17 protein-coding genes are annotated in these 19,884 nt (G+C 45.2%); 16 read left to right on the forward strand and 1 reads right to left on the reverse strand.

What is annotated here, in order from left to right:
* Positions 1-216: 216 nt before the first annotated feature.
* Positions 217-1,011, reverse strand: a complete 795-nt coding sequence (gene map, locus PCAR9_RS04525) for a type I methionyl aminopeptidase (RefSeq protein ID WP_179982597.1) — start codon at positions 1,009-1,011, stop codon at positions 217-219.
* A gap of 411 nt (positions 1,012-1,422) precedes the next feature.
* Here map and rpsB point away from each other — a divergent pair, with 411 nt between their 5' ends.
* The 16 genes from rpsB to accA all read left to right on the forward strand — a co-directional run bounded on the left by rpsB (position 1,423) and on the right by accA (position 19,728).
* A complete protein-coding gene (gene rpsB / locus PCAR9_RS04530; protein WP_015066407.1) occupies positions 1,423-2,154 on the forward strand; it encodes a 30S ribosomal protein S2 in 732 nt (243 codons plus the stop codon).
* 121 nt (positions 2,155-2,275) lie between these two features.
* Entirely contained in the window at positions 2,276-3,148 is an 873-nt protein-coding gene (tsf, locus tag PCAR9_RS04535; RefSeq protein ID WP_179982598.1) for a translation elongation factor Ts, read from the forward strand.
* A 238-nt stretch (positions 3,149-3,386) separates the two neighbouring features.
* Entirely contained in the window at positions 3,387-4,124 is a 738-nt protein-coding gene (gene pyrH, locus PCAR9_RS04540; protein WP_069943865.1) for a UMP kinase, read from the forward strand.
* A 23-nt stretch (positions 4,125-4,147) separates the two neighbouring features.
* Positions 4,148-4,705 carry a ribosome recycling factor gene (gene frr / locus PCAR9_RS04545; RefSeq protein WP_014948555.1) on the forward strand — a complete coding sequence of 186 codons (558 nt, stop codon included), beginning with the start codon at positions 4,148-4,150 and terminating at the stop codon, positions 4,703-4,705.
* A 9-nt stretch (positions 4,706-4,714) separates the two neighbouring features.
* Complete coding sequence (gene uppS / locus PCAR9_RS04550; RefSeq protein WP_179982599.1) at positions 4,715-5,497, forward strand: polyprenyl diphosphate synthase; 783 nt, start codon at positions 4,715-4,717, stop codon at positions 5,495-5,497.
* Positions 5,498-5,551: 54 nt separating this feature from the next.
* Positions 5,552-6,415 (forward strand): phosphatidate cytidylyltransferase, encoded by an 864-nt coding sequence (locus PCAR9_RS04555; protein ID WP_179982600.1) that lies wholly within the window; start codon positions 5,552-5,554, stop codon positions 6,413-6,415.
* Positions 6,415-7,602, forward strand: coding sequence for a 1-deoxy-D-xylulose-5-phosphate reductoisomerase (gene ispC, locus PCAR9_RS04560; protein ID WP_179982601.1), 1,188 nt, complete (start codon positions 6,415-6,417; stop codon positions 7,600-7,602). The genes PCAR9_RS04555 and ispC overlap by 1 nt, the downstream gene beginning before the upstream one ends.
* Positions 7,596-8,948, forward strand: coding sequence for a sigma E protease regulator RseP (gene rseP, locus PCAR9_RS04565; RefSeq protein WP_179982602.1), 1,353 nt, complete (start codon positions 7,596-7,598; stop codon positions 8,946-8,948). Before ispC ends, rseP begins: the two co-directional genes overlap by 7 nt.
* Before the next feature lie 58 nt (positions 8,949-9,006).
* Positions 9,007-11,484 carry an outer membrane protein assembly factor BamA gene (gene bamA, locus PCAR9_RS04570; RefSeq protein WP_179982603.1) on the forward strand — a complete coding sequence of 826 codons (2,478 nt, stop codon included), beginning with the start codon at positions 9,007-9,009 and terminating at the stop codon, positions 11,482-11,484.
* A 61-nt stretch (positions 11,485-11,545) separates the two neighbouring features.
* The gene (locus PCAR9_RS04575; protein ID WP_179982604.1) at positions 11,546-12,061 is read left to right on the forward strand and encodes an OmpH family outer membrane protein; all 516 of its coding nucleotides are present in this window, start codon (positions 11,546-11,548) and stop codon (positions 12,059-12,061) included.
* Between the two features lie 235 nt (positions 12,062-12,296).
* The gene (gene fabZ, locus PCAR9_RS04580) at positions 12,297-12,746 is read left to right on the forward strand and encodes a 3-hydroxyacyl-ACP dehydratase FabZ (RefSeq protein ID WP_118490056.1); all 450 of its coding nucleotides are present in this window, start codon (positions 12,297-12,299) and stop codon (positions 12,744-12,746) included.
* Between the two features lies 1 nt (position 12,747).
* The gene (lpxA, locus tag PCAR9_RS04585) at positions 12,748-13,518 is read left to right on the forward strand and encodes an acyl-ACP--UDP-N-acetylglucosamine O-acyltransferase (RefSeq protein WP_179982605.1); all 771 of its coding nucleotides are present in this window, start codon (positions 12,748-12,750) and stop codon (positions 13,516-13,518) included.
* Between the two features lie 2 nt (positions 13,519-13,520).
* Positions 13,521-14,669: a lipid-A-disaccharide synthase gene (gene lpxB, locus PCAR9_RS04590; RefSeq protein ID WP_179982606.1), complete on the forward strand. Its 1,149-nt coding sequence runs from the start codon at positions 13,521-13,523 to the stop codon at positions 14,667-14,669.
* Positions 14,662-15,234 carry a ribonuclease HII gene (gene rnhB / locus PCAR9_RS04595; protein ID WP_014997575.1) on the forward strand — a complete coding sequence of 191 codons (573 nt, stop codon included), beginning with the start codon at positions 14,662-14,664 and terminating at the stop codon, positions 15,232-15,234. Before lpxB ends, rnhB begins: the two co-directional genes overlap by 8 nt.
* A gap of 4 nt (positions 15,235-15,238) precedes the next feature.
* Complete coding sequence (gene dnaE / locus PCAR9_RS04600) at positions 15,239-18,703, forward strand: DNA polymerase III subunit alpha (RefSeq protein WP_179982607.1); 3,465 nt, start codon at positions 15,239-15,241, stop codon at positions 18,701-18,703.
* Positions 18,704-18,771: 68 nt separating this feature from the next.
* Positions 18,772-19,728: an acetyl-CoA carboxylase carboxyl transferase subunit alpha gene (gene accA / locus PCAR9_RS04605; protein WP_012517579.1), complete on the forward strand. Its 957-nt coding sequence runs from the start codon at positions 18,772-18,774 to the stop codon at positions 19,726-19,728.
* Positions 19,729-19,884: the final 156 nt, after the last annotated feature.

Here is a 19,884-nt window from a genome sequence, read left to right on the forward strand (position 1 = left end):
CTAAGAACAATAGCATGAATTGATAGTAGTTCGCAGTAGCAAATTTATGCATAAGTTAGGTTGAATTGTGAATATTTATGGTTTTTTGTTATAGGTGTGTAGCCCGTTAAATAGGGTCTTTGTATGAGGATGAAAAATAAAGATTTAGTATGCGGTTTTAAATGAGGTAAAGGGGCAAACAAAGCGGCTGTTTGCTTAACAGCCGCAATGTAAAAGCTATCCGTGTGAAATAACACGCTCTAGGCTTTCTTCCTCACGCAGCGTTAGAATTTCAACACCGGTCTCGGTAACTAAAAGAGTGTGTTCCCACTGAGCACTTAAACTTCTATCTTTGGTTACAACAGTCCATTGATCTGGCAAAACTTTTGAGTAACGTTTGCCTGCGTTAACCATAGGTTCGATGGTGAAGCACATTCCAGGCTCTAAAACGTCACCTGTACCAGGCTTTCCATAATGAACAATTTGCGGCTCTTCGTGGAAGCTTGCACCAATACCGTGACCACAGTATTCGCGTACTATTGAATAGTTATGCGCTTCAGCATGGGTTTGACAAATATGACCAATGTCGCCGAGACGCATGCCCGGCTTCACTTGTTCAATTGCTTTATATAGGCACTCTTGAGTAACGCGAATAAGGCGCTCGGCAAGAATAGATGGCTTACCCACAACGAACATCTTCGAAGTATCGCCGTGATAACCGTCTTTTATAACAGTTACGTCGATGTTGATAATGTCACCGTCTTTTAGCTTCTTGTCAGAAGGAATGCCGTGACATATACAATGGTTCACCGACGTACAGATAGACTTTGGAAATGGTGGGTGACCATAGTTTAATGGAGCGGGCACTGCCTTTTGCTCGTTTACTATATAGTCGTGACAAATAGTATTCAGTTCATCGGTGGTTACGCCTTTTTTCACATAAGGCCCGATCATAGTAAGTACTTCGGCAGCCAGTTTACCGGCTACGCGCATTTTTTCGATTTCTTCTGGGGTTTTGATAATAGCTGTCACAGCGCCTCTCAAATCGTTTGAAACTAGTTTGGTGAAGAATTTAAATTACTTACGCAGTATAACACTATTCAGGTCATTCTTAGTAAGGTGCTGATATTAAAGGTATTTAATTGATGATTCTTAAGGCTGATAGCAATGGGGTGGGTAGTCTTAATAAAGGTTAGCAAAAATACTTAAAAGCCGGGCTTTTTAACGTTAAAACTTGAGGCTGTGATGGTATTGTGGTATAAAGCGCGCGCCCTGACGGAAAGCTCATTTTGCTATGTGCATTAAGCACCGTTTTAGAGGGTAAATTTATTTTATTAAAACACACATATACCGACACTTCGTATCGGGGTGTTCAGTTCAACGCAGGTTGGCCTGAATCGATACAAGGGGTATATGGAGGCCTAACCCCAAGAGGAAAATAAAATGGCTAATGTTTCTATGCGTGACATGCTGAAAGCAGGTGTGCATTTCGGTCACCAAACTCGTTACTGGAACCCAAAGATGAAGCCTTTCATCTTCGGTGCTCGTAATAAAGTTCATATCATCAACCTTGAAAAAACGGTTCCACTTTTCAACAACGCACTTAACTACCTTTCAGGTGTTGCGTCTAAGAAAGGTAAAATCCTATTCGTTGGTACTAAGCGCGCCGCTGGCGAAGCAGTAAAAGACGCTGCTCTTAAGTGCGACCAGTACTACGTAAACAAGCGTTGGTTAGGTGGTATGCTGACTAACTGGAAAACAGTACGTCAGTCAATCAAGCGTCTTAAAGATCTAGAGCAACAAGCTCAAGACGGTACGTTTGAGAAGCTAACTAAGAAAGAAGCACTTATGCTTCAGCGCGAAATGGACAAGCTTGAAAACAGCCTTGGCGGTATCAAAGACATGGGCGGTCTTCCAGACGCAATCTTTGTTATCGACGCAGATCACGAGCACATTGCTGTAACAGAAGCTCGTAACCTAGGTATTCCTGTTGTTGGTGTTGTTGATACTAACTCTAACCCAGACGGTGTTGATTACATCATTCCTGGTAACGACGATGCTATCCGCGCTATCCAACTTTACTTGGATGCTGCTGCAAACGCTATCAACTCAGGTCGCGAAAGCAACCTTGAAGTACAAGCTGAGCAAGACGACTTCGTAGAAGCGGCAGAGTAATTCTGATTGCTTACTGTCATATCTAGATAATATGGCGGTACTACAATACGAAACGTATTGAGAGGGGCGATATCGCCCCTTTTACCTAACGAATTTATATTTAATGCTGAGGAATTGAAAAATGGCAGTGACTGCAGCACTAGTTAAAGAACTGCGCGAACGTACTGGCGCAGGTATGCTGGATTGTAAAAAAGCCCTGGTTGAAACGGATGGTGACATTGAGTTAGCCATTGAAAACATGCGTAAATCAGGTCAAGCGAAAGCGGCTAAAAAAGCAGGCCGTATCGCAGCTGAAGGTGTTATCCTTACTAAAGTTGAAGGTGGTCGCGCGACCATGCTTGAACTAAACTGTGAAACTGACTTCGTAGCACGTGACGAAGGTTTCCTAAAGTTCGGTAACGAGCTTCTAGAAGTAGCAGCGGCTAACAACATCAACGACATCGACGCGCTTAACGATGCAGAACTTAACGGTTCTAAAGTAAGCGAAGTTCGTGACGCACTTGTTGCTAAAATCGGTGAAAACATCTCTCCTCGTCGCGTTATCAACGTTGAAGGTGAAACGCTAGGTGCATACGTACACGGCGGCCGTATTGGTGTTATCTCTATCCTTACTGGCGGCGACGAAGAGCTAGCGAAAGATATCGCAATGCACGTTGCAGCTGCTAGCCCGCAGTTTGTTAAGCCAGAGAATGTTCCGGCTGAAGTTGTAGAGAAAGAGAAAGAAATCCAAATCGAAATCGCTATTCAGTCTGGTAAGCCAGCTGAAATTGCTGAGAAAATGGTTGCAGGCCGCATGAAGAAGTTCACTGGCGAAGTGAGCTTGACTGGTCAGCCTTTCGTTAAAGATCCTTCAATCTCTGTAGCTGAGCTTCTTAAGAACAACAGCGCAGACGTAATCAACTTCGTACGTTTCGAAGTTGGCGAAGGTATCGAGAAGAAGACTGAAGACTTCGCTGCTGAAGTAGCTGCTCAAATGGAAGCTGCTAAGAAATAATTGAGCGTTTATCTTTTGCATTACGCAATAGTTAGATAAACTACAAAGCACCTCTTAGGAGGTGCTTTTTTATAGCTGCATATCTTTAGTATTGCTAATGCAGTGCGCAAGTGTGAAGCTAGGCGAGTTACAAGCGTGCGCCTGCCAAACAAACGAAAGCGCTTTGTCCTATGTTTTTTACGTCAATGCTTTATTGAAAGACATAGGACAAAACGGGTTTACGAGGACAATTCAAACTATGAGTATCACACCAAAATCAGCATATCGACGCATTCTGTTAAAGCTTAGTGGTGAAGCCCTAATGGGCGAAGAAGGCTTTGGCATAGACCCTAAAGTGCTAGATAGAATGGCACAAGAAATAAAAGAGCTGGTTGAACTTGGTGTTCAAGTTGGTCTTGTTATCGGTGGTGGTAACTTGTTCCGTGGCGAAGGCCTAGCAAAAGCGGGAATGAACCGTGTTGTTGGCGACCACATGGGCATGTTGGCTACGGTAATGAACGGCCTAGCTATGCGCGACGCGCTTCATCGTGCATTTGTAAACGCGCGTATGATGTCTGCTATCCCATTAAACGGCGTGTGCGATGCTTACAACTGGGCAGAAGCTATTAGCCTTCTTAAGTCGGGCCGCGTTGTTATCTTTTCTGCCGGTACTGGCAACCCTTTCTTCACTACTGACTCAGCGGCTTGTTTACGCGGTATCGAAATTGAAGCCGATGCGGTACTTAAAGCCACAAAAGTAGACGGCGTATACAGCGATGACCCAGTAAAAAATCCTGAAGCGACATTGTATGATCAATTGTCTTACCAGGAAGTATTGGAAAAAGAATTAAAAGTAATGGACTTGTCAGCTTTCACTCTAGCACGAGATCACAGCTTACCAATTCGCGTATTCAACATGAATAAGCCGGGTTGCCTTAAGCGTGTGGTGATGGGTGAAAAAGAAGGTACCGTCATTTGCCACGCTGACAACGATTAATTAAGAACAATAGGATACAAAACGTGATTGATGAAATTGAATTAGATGCGCAAGAGCGCATGGAAAAAAGCCTAGTTTCTCTAAAAGGCCAATTCAGCAAAATTCGCACTGGTCGTGCGCATCCAAGCCTTCTAGATGGCATCATGGTACCTTATTACGGTGTAGACACGCCGCTAAAGCAAGTCGCTAACGTAGTTGCGGAAGACAGCCGTACTCTAGCGTTAACTGTTTTTGATAAAAGCGCTATCCAAGCGGTTGAAAAAGCAATTATGCAGTCTGATCTGGGGTTAAACCCAATGAGTGCAGGCGGTTCAATTCGCATTCCTTTACCTCCTCTAACGGAAGAGCGTCGTAAAGACCTTATCCGCGTTGTTCGCAATGAAGCGGAAGGTGGTCGTGTCGCTATCCGTAACATCCGTCGTGACGCGAACGGTGACATCAAAGATCTTCTTAAAGAAAAAGAAATCAGTGAAGATGAGAGCCGCGCTGCTGAAGAGAACATTCAATCTATTACTAACGATTTCATTAAGAAAGTTGACAGCATGCTTGCTGACAAAGAAAAAGAACTAATGGAAGTATAAGTAAGTATTATGATTGGAAAGCGTTTAAGCGCAGCCAAATCGACAAAAGCAGAGGTGCCAGCAGAATCTGCTGGCCCGAAGCACGTTGCAATCATTATGGATGGCAATGGTCGATGGGCGCAAAAGAAAGGGAAAATTCGTACCTTTGGTCATAAAGCCGGGGTAGAGTCTGTTCGTTCTGTTGTGCGCTTTGCACGTCAAAACGGTATTGAATCACTTACGCTATTCGCGTTTTCAAGTGAGAACTGGAAACGTCCTGAGGAAGAAGTCAGCGTCCTTATGGAGTTGTTTAATCTCGTCCTCAATAGTGAAGCAAAACGCTTACACAAAAATGGTGTACGCTTGCAGGTTATTGGTGATGTTGAGGCTTTCGACGCCAAGCTAGTCGAAAAAATTCGCAAAGCTGAAGACATGACCAAAGACAACAAAGATTTGGTCTTAAATATCGCAGCAAACTATGGCGGTAGATGGGACATCGTAAATGCGGCCAAGCAACTCGCATCGCAGGTTAAAAGCGGCGAGCTTGATGTAGATAACATCAGTGAAGAAGCTCTTGGTTCGCACATTTCTACAGCTAACCTTCCAGAGTTAGATCTTCTTATTCGCACTGGTGGCGAGCACCGAATTAGTAATTTCTTACTATGGCAGTGTGCCTATGCCGAATTGTATTTCACCGATGTACTATGGCCCGACTTCAATGAAGACGTGTTTCAATTAGCCGTAGACGATTTCAATGTTCGTCAAAGAAGATTCGGTCTAACCGGTGAACAGGTAGTCACAGCCGATGGTTAATACCATGCAGGCAATTATCAGGCTAGCCCTGGTAACCAAAGCCAAGGGCAAATTATGCTAAAACAACGGATAATAACTGCATTAATTCTCGCGCCGCTGGCGCTCTACGCTATCCTTTTTCTTCCTATTTTTTGGTTTGAAATAGCCATAGCCGGTGTTGTCGGCATTGGTGCCTATGAGTGGGCGAATATGTCAGGCGTGTGTGAGCGTCCTAAAAAGCTTATCTACATGGCTGGCGCCTTTGCAATATGTATTGCTCTATCGCTCACTGTTGATGCCAGTACCATTTGGTATCAGGGCCAATTGCATGGCCTGTATCGCGCAATTTTAACCATCGCTGTGTTGTGGTGGATAGCCTCTTTATTTATGGTGCTTGCCTATCCGAAATACTCAAGATTCTGGAAAGACAGTCGTAGTGTAAGAACCGTATTTGGCGCACTTACGCTTATACCAACATGGGTAGCCGTAGTTGCACTTCGCACTAGCCTGCATGATGTTGATCCGTTTTACGGCGCATCGCTGATCTTTTATGTATTGGGTATCGTTTGGGCGGCTGATATAGGCGCGTTCTTCGTTGGCGTCAAATTTGGTCGACATAAGTTACGCCCTAACGTATCGCCTGGTAAAAGCTTAGAAGGCTTACTGGGTGGTATCGCGGCTTCATTCGCCATTATCGCTTTTGCGGCACTGCACTATCAGGTAGAGCCTTCTCGCATTTGGCTACACCTTGCAATTGGCGGTATAACCGTTGCTGTTTCTGCACTCGGTGATTTGAACGAGAGCATGCTGAAGCGCTGCGCTGGCATTAAAGACAGTGGCAAGATACTACCTGGCCATGGTGGTGTGCTAGATAGAATTGATAGCCTAACTGCAGCATTTCCAGTATTTGCCTTTTGCTATGTAACTTGGATGGCGTAATGCAAACAGTAACAGTGTTAGGGGCCACAGGCTCCATTGGTTGTAATACACTCGACGTAATAAATCGCCATCCCGACAAATACCGCGTTTTTGCTATTACTGGTAACTCTCAGCTTGAACTGCTTATGGAGCAGGCTCAAAAGTGCGCGCCGCGCTATGTGGTAATTGCCGATGACGCTCACTACAAACTGGGCTGTGAGTTAGCATCTCAGTACGGTGTTGATGCAGAGATTCTGGCTGGCGCTAAGGCGCTGGAAGAGGTATCAAGCGCGCCTGAAGTTGACGCTGTAATGGCAGCTATTGTGGGTGCAGCAGGGCTTTTACCCACACTGGCGGCGGTAAAGGCAGGAAAACGCGTTTTGCTTGCTAATAAAGAAGCGTTAGTCATGTCTGGTGCTTTATTTATTGAGGCTGCAAACCAAAGCGGCGCTGAAATCCTTCCAATCGACAGCGAGCACAATGCCATATTTCAGTGTCTCCCGCACGATTACGAATATGGTAACTTTACTGCATCAGGTATTCGCAAAATTTTATTAACGGGTTCTGGTGGCCCCTTCAGAGAAAGGCCACTTAATAGCTTTTCGTCAATTACCATTGATGAGGCCAGTACTCACCCTAACTGGTCGATGGGCAAAAAAATAACAATCGACTCTGCGACTATGATGAACAAGGGGCTGGAGTTTATTGAAGCCTGCTGGCTGTTCGGTGCCGGCGCTGATGATATCGATGTGGTAATTCACCCGCAAAGTATTATTCATTCTATGGTGCAATATGTTGATGGGTCGGTGATCGCACAAATGGGCAACCCTGACATGCGCACCCCTATTGCCTATGGCTTAGCTCATCCAGAGCGAATCGAAGCGGGCGTAACGCCACTAGATTTTTCTGACATTGCCAATTTCAGTTTTCAAACCCCTTGCTTTGAACGTTATCCTAATTTGAAACTGGCTATTGATGCGTGTAAAGAAGGGCAGTGTGCAACAACACGAGTGAACGCATCAAACGAAGTGGCAGTCGAGGCCTTTTTAGAAGGTAAGATTCAGTTTTGCGATATTGCCAAAGTTAATGATGCCACGTTAAATGCTATGCCACACGTATCGGTAAGTTCTATTCAACAAATACTAGAGCAAGACAGCCTTGCAAGAACAAAGGCGAACGAGATTATTCGAGGTAAATTCCAGTGCTAGCATTTTTATGGAGCCTTGGTGCATTCATTGTAGCCCTAGGTATTTTGGTTGCCGTACATGAATGGGGACACTTTTATGTGGCTCGTAAATGCGGTGTACAGGTAGAGCGCTTCTCAATTGGTTTTGGGAAGCCAATTTGGCGCAAGTTAAGTAAGTCCGGTACAGAATATGTTATCGCTATGATTCCCCTTGGTGGTTACGTTCGCATGCTCGATGGACGTATTGATGACGTACCGCCTGAGTTAGAAGATAAAGCCTTCAATAAAAAACCTGTATTGCAGCGCATGGCGGTAATTGCAGCGGGCCCTGGTGTAAACTTCATATTTGCATTTTTTGCTCTTTGGCTAATGTACCTTGTCGGTTTAGAAACCGTTAAACCCGTTGTTAAAGCTGTCGAGCCTCAAAGTGTAGCTGCTGTAGCAGGCGTTCAACCTGGTGATGAAATCATTAAGGTCGGTGACAGAATTACACCGGACTGGGAAGCGGTTAATTTAGAAGTTGTTTCTAACATAGGGTCAGAAAAAACCACAGTTACGGTTAAAAGTTCATCAAATATCGAAAAAGAACTGACATTTACACTGGGTTCTTGGAACTTTGACCCAGATAGCGAGTCTCCATTAAGCAGCTTAGGCCTAACCCCATATCGACCGGATGCAACGTTAACTGTTGGTTTTGTTGGTGAGGGAAGTGCGGCGCAGGAAGCTGGGTTGAAACCCGGTGATGAACTTGTCGCACTAAATGGCGCTAAATTGACGTCGTGGGAAGGTTTGGTTGACGTTATAGTTGAAAGCCCCGGTGAAAGTATCTCTCTTGATATACAAAGGGATGGACAGCAACTAACGTTAAATGCCACGATAGCGCGCCGCGATACACCACAAGGGCAAAGTGGTTATTTAGGTGTGAGCCCAACATTCGAGCCTTGGCCTGAAGGGTATGTGTTTACTCATCAATATGGCATTATAGAGGCTATTGGGAAGGCGCTAGATAAAACGTGGCGTCTAATGACATTGAGTGTCGACATGATAGGAAAGCTCATCACCGGCGATGTTTCGGTGAAGAATTTGAGCGGTCCTATCTCAATTGCTCAAGGTGCGGGAACAAGTGCTGGGTATGGACTTGCGTACTTTTTGAGTTTTCTTGCCTTAATAAGCGTAAATTTAGGCATAATAAATTTATTACCCTTGCCCATGCTTGACGGTGGTCACCTCATGTTTTTTATTGTGGAGTGGATCACTGGTAAGCCTGTGCCTGAAGCGGTGCAGGAATGGGGTTACAGAATAGGTGGCGTGCTTCTGTTTATGATCATGGGTATCGCAATTTTTAACGATATCGCTCGCATAACCTGATACAAATCAGGAAGTACAAAACAGCTAATACAAAACGCGGCCAGGAAAAGAAAAATAGATGAAGTTAAAACAGTTAGTAGCAGCCGGAGCCATTCTTTCCAGTGCTAGCTTTGCCAACGCTGCGGCGCAAGACAGTGAATTTGTTGTTGAAGACATTCGCGTAGAGGGTTTGCAACGAGTTGCACTTGGTGCAGCCTTAACCTACTTGCCCGTTCAAGTTGGCGACGAGCTTAATACATTTAGGGTAACGCAGCTTATTCGCTCGCTTTACTCTTCAACTCACTTTGAAAATGTAGAAATCCTTCGCGACGGCAATACCCTTGTGGTTCGTGTGGCGGAGCGTCCAACCATCAGTAATATTATTTTTGACGGCAACGATGATATTAAAGATGAGCAGCTTCAAGAAAGCTTGGATGGCAATGGGGTCCGCATCGGTGAGCCACTTGATAAGACCGTACTAACCTCTATTGAGAATGGCCTTAAAGACTTCTTTTACAGCATAGGTAAATACAATGCTGATGTAACGGCTATTATTACGCCATTACCGCGTAACCGTGTCGATTTGAAACTACTTTTCGAAGAAGGCGATGCCGCCGAAATCGAGCAAATTAATATTGTAGGTAACGAAATCTTCTCAGACGAAGAGCTGATGGAAGCGTTTGAGCTACAATACGATACGCCTTGGTGGGATTTTCTATCAGAGACTCGCTATCAGCAGCAAACGCTGCAGGGGGATATGGAAACCTTGCGTAACCACTATTTAAACCGTGGTTACCTGCGATTTAACGTTGACTCTACCCAAGTGTCGATGACCCCTGAAAAGTCGGGCATCTACATAGCCATGAACGTAACAGAAGGTGAGCAATACACCATATCTGAAGTAGAACTCGTGGGTGATGTGCTTGGTCATGAAGAATACATCGAGCGCGTACTGCCGCTAACAGAAGGCGAGCTATATAACCAAGCAGAAGTCACTTACACAGAAGAGTTTATCAGTAAATATCTCGGCCGTTTCGGATATGCCTATCCAACGGTAACCACCGTGCCTGAGATTAACGACGAAGACAAAACGGTTAAGTTGACGCTATCTGTAGACCCCGGCAAGCGTATCTACGTTAATCGTATTAAGTTTAACGGTAACGTGGTCACCGCCGACAGTGTACTTCGTCAAAACGTAAGTCAGATGGAAGGCACTTGGTTATCTAATAATTTGCTAGAGTCTTCAAAAAATCAGCTTTCTCGTCTTACCTATATGGAAGAAGTAGAGTTTGAAACAGTACGTATTCCAGGCTCTGAAGATAAGGTTGATGTTAACTATAATGTTAAAGAGCAGCCTTCGGGCTCTTTTAACGCAGGTATCGGTTACGGTGACAGAACCAAGTTAAGCTTACAGGCGGGTATCCAACAGGATAACTTCCTAGGGACAGGGAAACGTGTAGGCCTTAACCTAAGTACGGTTTCGTATCAGCGCAGTGCGCAAATCACCTATAATGACCCTTACTTCACCATTGACGGTATCAGCTTAGGTGGAAGCATTGGTTATAGCGAGTTCGACGGCTCTGACTTTAACGTAATCCAGTACAACTCTAAACGTTGGTCAATTGGTGCAAACATCGGTTATCCAATCAACGAGTTTAATCGTATCAACTTTGGCTTAACCTACAGCAATGTAGAGCTATTTAACCGTGGTTACTACGAGCAAACTGAGCAGTTCTATAACCAGTTTACCAATGGCGAAGACCCGGATGCGGCTATTAAATACGATAGCTATCTTGCTAGCGTAAGCTGGAGTAGAAGCACGCTAAACCGTGGTCTATTCCCAACGGCGGGTTCGTCTCAACGTGCATCGTTTAGCATTACCACGCCAAACTCAGACGTTAACTATTTTAAAACCGTATTCGATGGTAAGTGGTACTTTCCATTATCACGTAATCAGCGCTGGTCATTCTTAACTCGCATCCGTCTCGGATATGGTAATGGTTATGGTGATATAAACGGCAATGAGCAAATTCTACCGTTCACTGAGAACTTTACTGCAGGTGGTTCAGATTCACTGCGCGGATTCGAGAATAATACGGTTGGCCCTCGCGGTATCTTCCTCGGTAACACAGGCACCATTTCTGGTCCTGATGGGGAATTATTCCCGGCGGACCCAGCAGACGCTGCACTTTCTTGGTCGTCGCGAAGCCTTGGTGGTAACGCAATGGCACTTGGTGGTATCGAGCTAATCGTGCCTACGCCGTTTGTTGAAGAAGAAATGGATAACTCTGTTCGCACAAGTTTGTTTGTGGATGTGGGTAACGTGTGGGATACTGAGTTCGACTATGACTATTATCGTCAGTTCGACATAGCATCCACTCAAAACGGTGAGCTATTGGACTATTCTGACTGGAGTCTGTATCGTAGCTCGGCAGGTATATCGGTTCAGTGGATTTCACCAATGGGACCGATGGTATTTAGTTTCTCGAAAGCGATACAGCAACGTGATGGTGATGATGCTAGATTCTTCACTTTCAATATTGGTCAAACTTTCTAAGACATTAAAACGAGCGCGTTTTAAGCGCGCTCTATAATAAGATTCACAAAAGGAGTTCCCTTTGAAACAGTTGGTTAAACATATCGTTGCAGGAGCAATGTTGGGTAGCGCTTTAGTAAGTACATCTGTAATGGCAGAACAGAAAGTGGCTGTTGTTGATGTGCAAGGTATTTTTCAAGCGATGCCTCAAGCGGCTGAGATTCAAAATGCTATTCAAGCTGAGTTTAAAGACCAGCTTGAAGAAGTGAATCAGCTACAGCGTGACGGTCAGTTCTACGCAGAGCGTCTTCAGCGTGATGCAGCAACAATGAGCGATGCCGAGAAGAAAGAACTAGAACAAAAAATCTTGTCAGTACGTGAAGAGCTATCTAAAAAAGGTCAGCCTCTACAACAAAACATTCAACGTCGTAGCAACGAAGAGCGTAACAAGTTGCTTGGCCTTATTAAGCAAGCTATTGACTCTGTTGCGTCGAAGCAAGGTTACGACCTAGTGCTTAATGCGGGTGCAGTTGCTTTTGCTAAAGAAGAGCACGACTTATCTGAGCAGGTACTTCAGCAAGTTAGCAAAACTAACTAATTAACTTAACACTGATTGCTCTTGGCTCTAAGTCAAAGTTCAGCAATCGCTGGTTAGTTATAAAATTTGTCAGGCCAACTCCTTCAAAGGTGTTGGTCTGATTTGTTTTTCGCGCTTTACAGCGTATGGTTGCCGCCGTTTTTAGTTTTTACGGCGAGTTTGACCCAAATACCAATGTATCATCTGTATTGGTATAACATAGCTAAAGGTCATGCTTGTATACAGGAGAAAGTTTTTGGCCAATTCACTTAATACCATCGAAATCCAGGAAATATTGGAACTGCTACCACACAGATATCCTTTCCTACTTGTTGATCGCGTTACTGATTATGTTTTGGGTGAGTCTGTAAAGGCTTACAAAAATATTACGATCAATGAGCCATGTTTCATGGGGCATTTCCCTGGACAGCCAATTTTTCCGGGCGTTTTAATTCTAGAGGCCATGGCGCAAGCAGCCGGTGTTCTAGGTTTTAAGACCATGGGCAACAATGATAAGTTATACTTGTATGCAGGGATTGATAACGCTCGCTTTAAACGTCCCGTTGTTCCGGGTGATAAGCTTGAGTTTGATGTTGCTCTGGTAAAAGAGCGCAGAGGGATTTGGAAATTTAAAGGTACTGCAAGTGTCGATGGCGATATTGCTTGTAGTGCAGAGTTTATGTGTGCGATGAGAGAGATAGCGTAACGTGATCCATCCTACTGCGGTAATTTCAGAAAGTGCAACGATTGGTGATAATGTCACCATAGGTCCATTTTGTGTGGTAGACGACAACGTCACCATAGGCGACGGCTGTATTCTGAAATCACATGTGGTGGTACGCGGCCCGACGCGTATCGGTAAAAACAACAAGTTTTATCAGTTTTCTTCAATTGGTGAAGACTGCCAAGATAAAAAATATGCGGGTGAGCCTACTGAACTCGTTATTGGTGATGATAACGAGTTTAGAGAAGGGGTAACCGTTCACCGAGGCACTATTCAAGACAACAGCATTACCATAATTGGTTCTCGCTGTTTATTTATGGCCAACTCTCATGTTGCACACGATTGTGTTCTTGGCAACGACATTATTATTGCAAACAGTGTTGCGATTGCTGGCCATGTACACATGGACGACCACGTCATTGTTGGTGGTGCCGCAGGTATTCACCAGTTCTGTAAGATTGGTGCCCATTCGTTCTTGGGCGCTGGCGGCATTATTCTGCGCGATGTGCCTCCCTTTGTAATGGTCAGCGGTCAGAAAAATATTCCTCAGGGTATTAATTCTGAAGGACTTAAGCGTCGTGGCTTCAGCAAAGAAGAAGTTATGGCCATTAAACGCGCTTACAAAGCAATATACCGTGAAGGCAATACCGTAGATGAAGCCATTGAAAAACTTGCCGAACCCGCGCAGGAGTTCCCTGGTGTGGCCCTTATGGTGAAGTTCTTACAAGACTCGAAGCGAGGCATTATTCGCTAATTATGTCTAAACCAATTCGTATCGGCATGGTTGCCGGAGAGCCCTCTGGTGACATCCTTGCCGCAGGAATGGTTGCCGAGTTAAAACGCCAATACCCAGATGCTATTATTGAAGGTATTGGCGGTTCAAATATGATAGAGGCGGGTTTCCATAGTCTATTCGATATGGAAACCTTGTCGGTTATGGGACTTGTTGAAGTCCTATCTCACCTTCCAGCCATCTTAAAAGTTAAAAAGCAGCTTCTTGCTCACTTTGAGCAAAATCCGCCAGATATTTTCGTAGGTATTGACGCGCCTGATTTTAATCTTCGCGTAGAAAAAGCCCTGAAAGCCCGCGGCATCAAAACTATCCACTATGTAAGCCCTACCGTGTGGGCATGGCGTGAGAAACGCATTCACAAGATAGCGAAAGCGGCTAATCGCGTATTGGGGTTGTTCCCTTTCGAACAACAGGTATACGACAAATACAACGTTCCCTATACCTTTGTGGGGCATACCATGGCTGACGCTATAGCCATTGAGCCCGACCAAAATGCGGCAAGACAGGCATTAGGGGTAGATAGTCAAGCTAATGTATTGGCTGTTCTACCCGGTTCACGAAGGGGGGAAGTAGATACGTTGCTTCCCGTGTTTCTGAAAACCATTGAAGCTATTCATGCTAAACGCAGTGACATTCAATTTCTTATCCCTGCGGCAAACGAGCATCGTCTTTCGCAAATTAAAGCACTATTGCTTGAAGCTGATAATGCTGAAGCACGCTTACCCATTCAGGTAACCCAAGGCACTTCTCGTGATGCCATGATAGCGAGCGATGTTATCTTACTTGCATCCGGGACGGCTACATTAGAAGCTATGCTGTGCAAGCGCCCCATGGTCGCGGCTTATTTACTCGCACCGCTTACATATAAAATTATGCAGCGCTTGTATAAAGCGCCGTTCTTCACTTTGCCAAACTTATTGGCTGATGAGGCAATTATTCCTGAATTACTTCAAGATGAAGTAAACGCAGAGAATATGAGCAATCAGTTACTTAACTTCTTCGAAAGTGATAATTCTGCGCTTATTTCCCGTTTCACCGATCTCCACCATACGCTAAAATGCAATGCTGATAAAACAGCAGCAAAAGCTGTCGTGGAGGAATTGTTTGCATAAGTTAATTGCCGGTGTTGATGAAGTAGGGCGTGGCCCTTTAGTTGGAGATGTGGTTACTGCTGCGGTTATACTAGACCCAGAAAACCCCATTGAAGGGCTAACCGACTCTAAAAAGTTGAGTGAAAAGAAACGTGTAGCCCTTGCTCAAGAGATTCGTGAGAAGGCGCTTTACTGGAATATCGGTAGAGCAAGCCCTGAAGAAATAGACAAGCTTAATATACTGCACGCTACCATGCTCGCCATGATCCGAGCGGTAGAAGGCCTGCCAGTAAAGCCAGATTTTGTGCGTGTAGACGGCAACCGCGTCCCAGCGTGGAATTTTGAGTCTGAAGCGGTAGTGAAAGGTGACAGCCTACACGCTGAAATTTCAGCAGCATCAATCATTGCCAAAGTAGAGCGAGATAACGATATGATTTCGTTGCATGAGGCCTACCCACAATATAACTTTGCCGGGCACAAAGGTTACCCTACAAAAGCACATTTTGAAGCTATCGCCGAATATGGCATCTTAGATTGCTATCGCAAAAGTTTTAAACCCGTAAAAGCGCTACTCGAAGAGAAATAACATCATGTCATCGCCATTTATTCATTTACGTGTTCACAGCGACTTTTCGATGATGGACGGCCTGAATAAGGTTAAGCCTATTCTAGGTAAAGTGGCCGCGCTTGGCATGCCTGCCGTGGCGATCACCGACCAAATGAATATGTGTGGCTTGGTAAAATTCTATTCCGAGGCACATAATTTAGGTATCAAGCCCATAATTGGCACTGATTTTTGGGTGACTAATGAAGCTTTTGGCGATGAACCTTTCAGACTTACCCTCATTGCGATGAACAACGAAGGGTATAAGAATATTACTATTCTTATCTCCAAGGCCTACCTTCGTGGACATTTGGCACACCGTGCGGTTATCGATCAAGCATGGTTAGCAGAGCATAGCGAAGGCGTTATTGTTTTATCGGGCGCACAGCACGGCGATATCGGCGTAGGTTTAATGAAAAATAACGCCAAGCTTCTTGAAGATGCGCTTGAGTTTTATCAAACCCATTTTCCCGACCGTTTTTATTTAGAGCTTATTAGAACTGGTAGACAAGGCGAAGAAGATTATTTACACCATGCGGTAGAGCTTGCTGAGCAGCGCGGTTTACCCGTGGTTGCCACTAATGAAGTATGCTTTATTGACCAAGAGGGTTTCGACGCGCACGAAATTCGTGTGTGTATTCACGATGGCTATACGTTAGATGATAACCGTCGCCCTAAGCGCTATAGCGACCAGCAATATCTGCGCACAGCAGAGGAAATGGTTGAGCTATTTAGCGATATTCCAGAAGCCATAGAAAATACGGTTGAAATTGCCAAGCGCTGTAACGTTACTGTTCGGCTAAATGAATATTTCTTGCCACAGTTTCCAACCGGCGGTATGACCACCGAAGACTTCTTGGTTAAGGTGTCTGAGGAAGGCTTGGAAGAACGTCTAGAATTTCTATTCCCCGATGAGGAAGTGCGCAAAGCCAAACGCCCAGAGTACGATGACCGACTTCGCATTGAGCTTGAAGTTATCAACCAAATGGGTTTCCCAGGCTACTTCCTTATTGTAATGGAGTTCATTCAGTGGAGTAAGGATAACGGAATCCCGGTAGGGCCAGGGCGGGGTTCTGGTGCGGGTTCACTGGTGGCTTATGCCCTAAAAATTACCGACCTAGACCCGCTTGAATTCGACTTGCTATTCGAACGTTTCTTGAACCCAGAGCGTGTATCCATGCCCGACTTCGACGTCGACTTCTGTATGGATAGACGAGACGAGGTAATCGACCACGTTGCTGAGCTTTACGGGCGTCAGGCGGTATCGCAGATCATTACGTTTGGTACCATGGCGGCAAAAGCGGTTGTACGTGACGTGGGTCGAGTACTTGGTCACCCATACGGCTTTGTAGACAGGATCTCAAAGCTTATTCCACCAGATCCAGGCATGACGCTTGAAAAGGCGTTTAAAGCAGAGCCACAGCTGCCAGAAGTTTATGAAAGCGATGAGGAAGTGAAAGACCTTATCGATATGGCGCGAATACTTGAAGGGGTTACCCGAAACGCTGGTAAACACGCCGGTGGTGTTGTTATTGCGCCAACCACAATTACTGATTTCTCGCCTTTGTATTGTGATGACGAAGGTAAAAACCCCGTAACTCAGTTCGACAAAAACGATGTTGAAACGGCGGGCTTGGTAAAATTCGACTTCTTAGGTCTTCGTACGCTGACTATTATTCAGTGGGCAATAGATATGATCAAAGAAGGGAAAAACGTTGATGTAGATATCAGCGCCATTCCGCTTGAAGATCCTAAGAGTTTCAGAACCCTTCAAAACGCCGAGACAACTGCGGTATTCCAGCTGGAATCTCGCGGCATGAAAGAACTAATTAAGCGCCTTAAACCTGACTGCTTCGAAGATATTATCGCACTGGTGGCCCTTTTCCGTCCGGGCCCGCTGCAATCAGGCATGGTAGATAACTTTATTGACCGAAAGCACGGACGTGAAGAAATTTCCTACCCCGATGCTGAATATCAGCACGAGTGCTTGAAAGAAATTCTAGAGCCTACCTATGGCATTATCTTGTATCAGGAACAGGTAATGCAGATAGCCCAGGAAATGGCGGGCTACTCACTGGGCGGCGCTGACTTGCTTCGTCGTGCTATGGGTAAGAAAAAGCCTGAAGAAATGGCGAAGCAGCGCGGTACCTTTGCTGAAGGTGCCAAGGGCAATAATATTGACCCAGACCTTGCAATGAAAATCTTCGACTTGGTAGAAAAGTTCGCGGGTTACGGGTTTAACAAATCTCACTCTGCCGCTTATGCCTTGGTGTCTTACCAGACTTTGTGGCTGAAAGTACATTATCCAGCGGAATTCATGGCTGCGGTAATGTCTGCGGATATGGACAACACCGATAAAATCGTAACGCTTGTCGATGAATGTGAGCGCATGGGTATTGAAATACTGCCACCAGATTTGAACGCAGGTAAATATAAGTTTACCGTCGATAGCGTAGGTCGCATTGTTTATGGTATCGGTGCAATTAAAGGGGTAGGTGAAGGCCCGATTGAAGCGATTATTGAAGCGCGGGAAACTCAGGGTGCATTTAAAGACCTTTTTGATTTCTGCGCCAAGATAGACATTAAGCGTGTAAACAAACGGGTACTTGAAAAGCTAGTGTTAGCGGGTGCAATGGATAACTTAGGCCCCCATCGCGCAAGCCTTATGGCGAGTTTACCCGAGGCCCTTGCCGCCGCTGGACAGCATGCAAAAGCCGAGTCTTTTGGTCAGTCAGACATGTTCGGGTTACTGACTACCGAGCCAGAAGACGTGAAGCAAGCGTTTGCCGACGTCCCTGAGTGGCCTGAAAAAGTATGGCTAGAAGGTGAAAAAGATACCTTGGGCTTGTACTTAACCGGTCACCCCATCAATCAGTACGCGGAAGAATTGCGTTACTACACCGACGGACGTTTAGTTGATTTAAAACCAACCAATAAAGACCAAATGGCCAGTGCGGTAGGACTGGTGCTTGGCGTGCGTGTTATGACGAATAAACGTGGGCGCCGCTGGGCTATAGTGACACTGGATGATAAGAGTGCCAGAATAGACGTACGTTTCTTCCCCGATATGTACGAACAGTTCGAAAGTGTGTTAGAAACTGACAGAATATTGCTTATAAAGGGACAGGTCAGCTTTGATGATTTCTCTGGGGGCAATACAATCACCGCCCGTGATGTAATGGACATTGTTCAGGCACGAGAGAAAAACGCGAGAGCGCTGGCACTTAATATTGATACCCAGTTGCTTGAACCGAAGAAAATGAGTCAGATGCAATCTATCCTGCAGGCATTTAACGGTGGAAGTTGTCCTGTGCAGTTAGCGGTAACCCATCCAGACGCTGAAGTAATCTTAGCGTGTGGGGCAAGATGGTACGTTACGCCTGAAGACCAACTTTTACACGATCTCAAGCAATGTTTGGGAGACAAAGCCGTTTCAATTCTCTACCATTAGGGTTAAGAGTTCGATAGATTGGACATCTCGCGTTTGCATAGACGAGCGTAGTACGAATAGGACATGAAATGAGTATACAGTTTTTGGACTTTGAACAGCCAATAGCCGAACTAGAAGCAAAAATTGAAGAGCTTAGGTTGGTGAATCAAGGTGGCGAGTTTGACGTTGGTATTGAAGAAGAAATCAATAAGCTTCGCGGCAAAAGCGCGGAGCTAACTAAGAAGATCTTTTCTGATCTTGGCGCATGGCAAGTTTCTCAACTTGCACGTCACCCAATGCGTCCATACACGCTAGATTACATTCCTCGTATTTTTACAGAATTCGACGAGCTTGCTGGCGACCGTGCGTTTGCAGACGATAAGGCAATTGTTGGCGGCCCAGCAATGCTAGATGACCAGCCTGTGATGATTATAGGCCATCAAAAAGGCCGTGACACTAACGAAAAAATCAAGCGTAACTTCGGTATGCCTAAACCAGAAGGCTACCGTAAAGCCTTGCGTCTTATGAAGATGGCTGAGCGCTTTAACATGCCTATTATTACCTTCATCGACACGCCAGGGGCATACCCAGGTGTGGGCGCTGAAGAGCGTGGTCAAAGTGAAGCCATTGCGAAAAACTTGTTCGAAATGGCTGAGTTGACTGTTCCTATCGTATGTACGGTAATTGGTGAAGGTGGTTCAGGTGGTGCACTTGCAATTGGTGTTGGCGATCGCGTGAACATGCTGCAATATTCTACGTACTCGGTTATTTCACCGGAGGGCTGTGCCTCTATTTTGTGGAAGAGTGCAGAAAAAGCACCATTAGCCGCTGAAGCGATGGGCGTAAGTGCGCCACAAATTAAAGAGCTAGGCCTGATTAACAGTATTGTTGAAGAGCCTTTAGGTGGTGCGCATCGCGATCATAATGGCATGGCGGCTAATTTGAAGGCCGTGATTAAGCAGCAGCTTAATCAGCTTAAAGAGCTTGATAAAACAAAGCTAATGGAAGAGCGTTACGAGCGTTTAATGTCGTTCGGGTATTGCTAATTCTAGTTAGGGCTACGACTTCTAAAACTGCGAATAGTCACGTCACGATACGAAGCGGTGTACGATTAGGCGAAGCGGTGTACGATTAGCAAAAATGCTTGTTGTAAAAGTCTATTAAGCCTTTGCTGAGTTCATGTCGATTTAGATTAGTTCAAG

Origin of the sequence: Alteromonas macleodii (genome assembly GCF_903772925.1) — a bacterium.
In the GTDB taxonomy this organism is placed as follows: domain Bacteria; phylum Pseudomonadota; class Gammaproteobacteria; order Enterobacterales; family Alteromonadaceae; genus Alteromonas; species Alteromonas macleodii_A.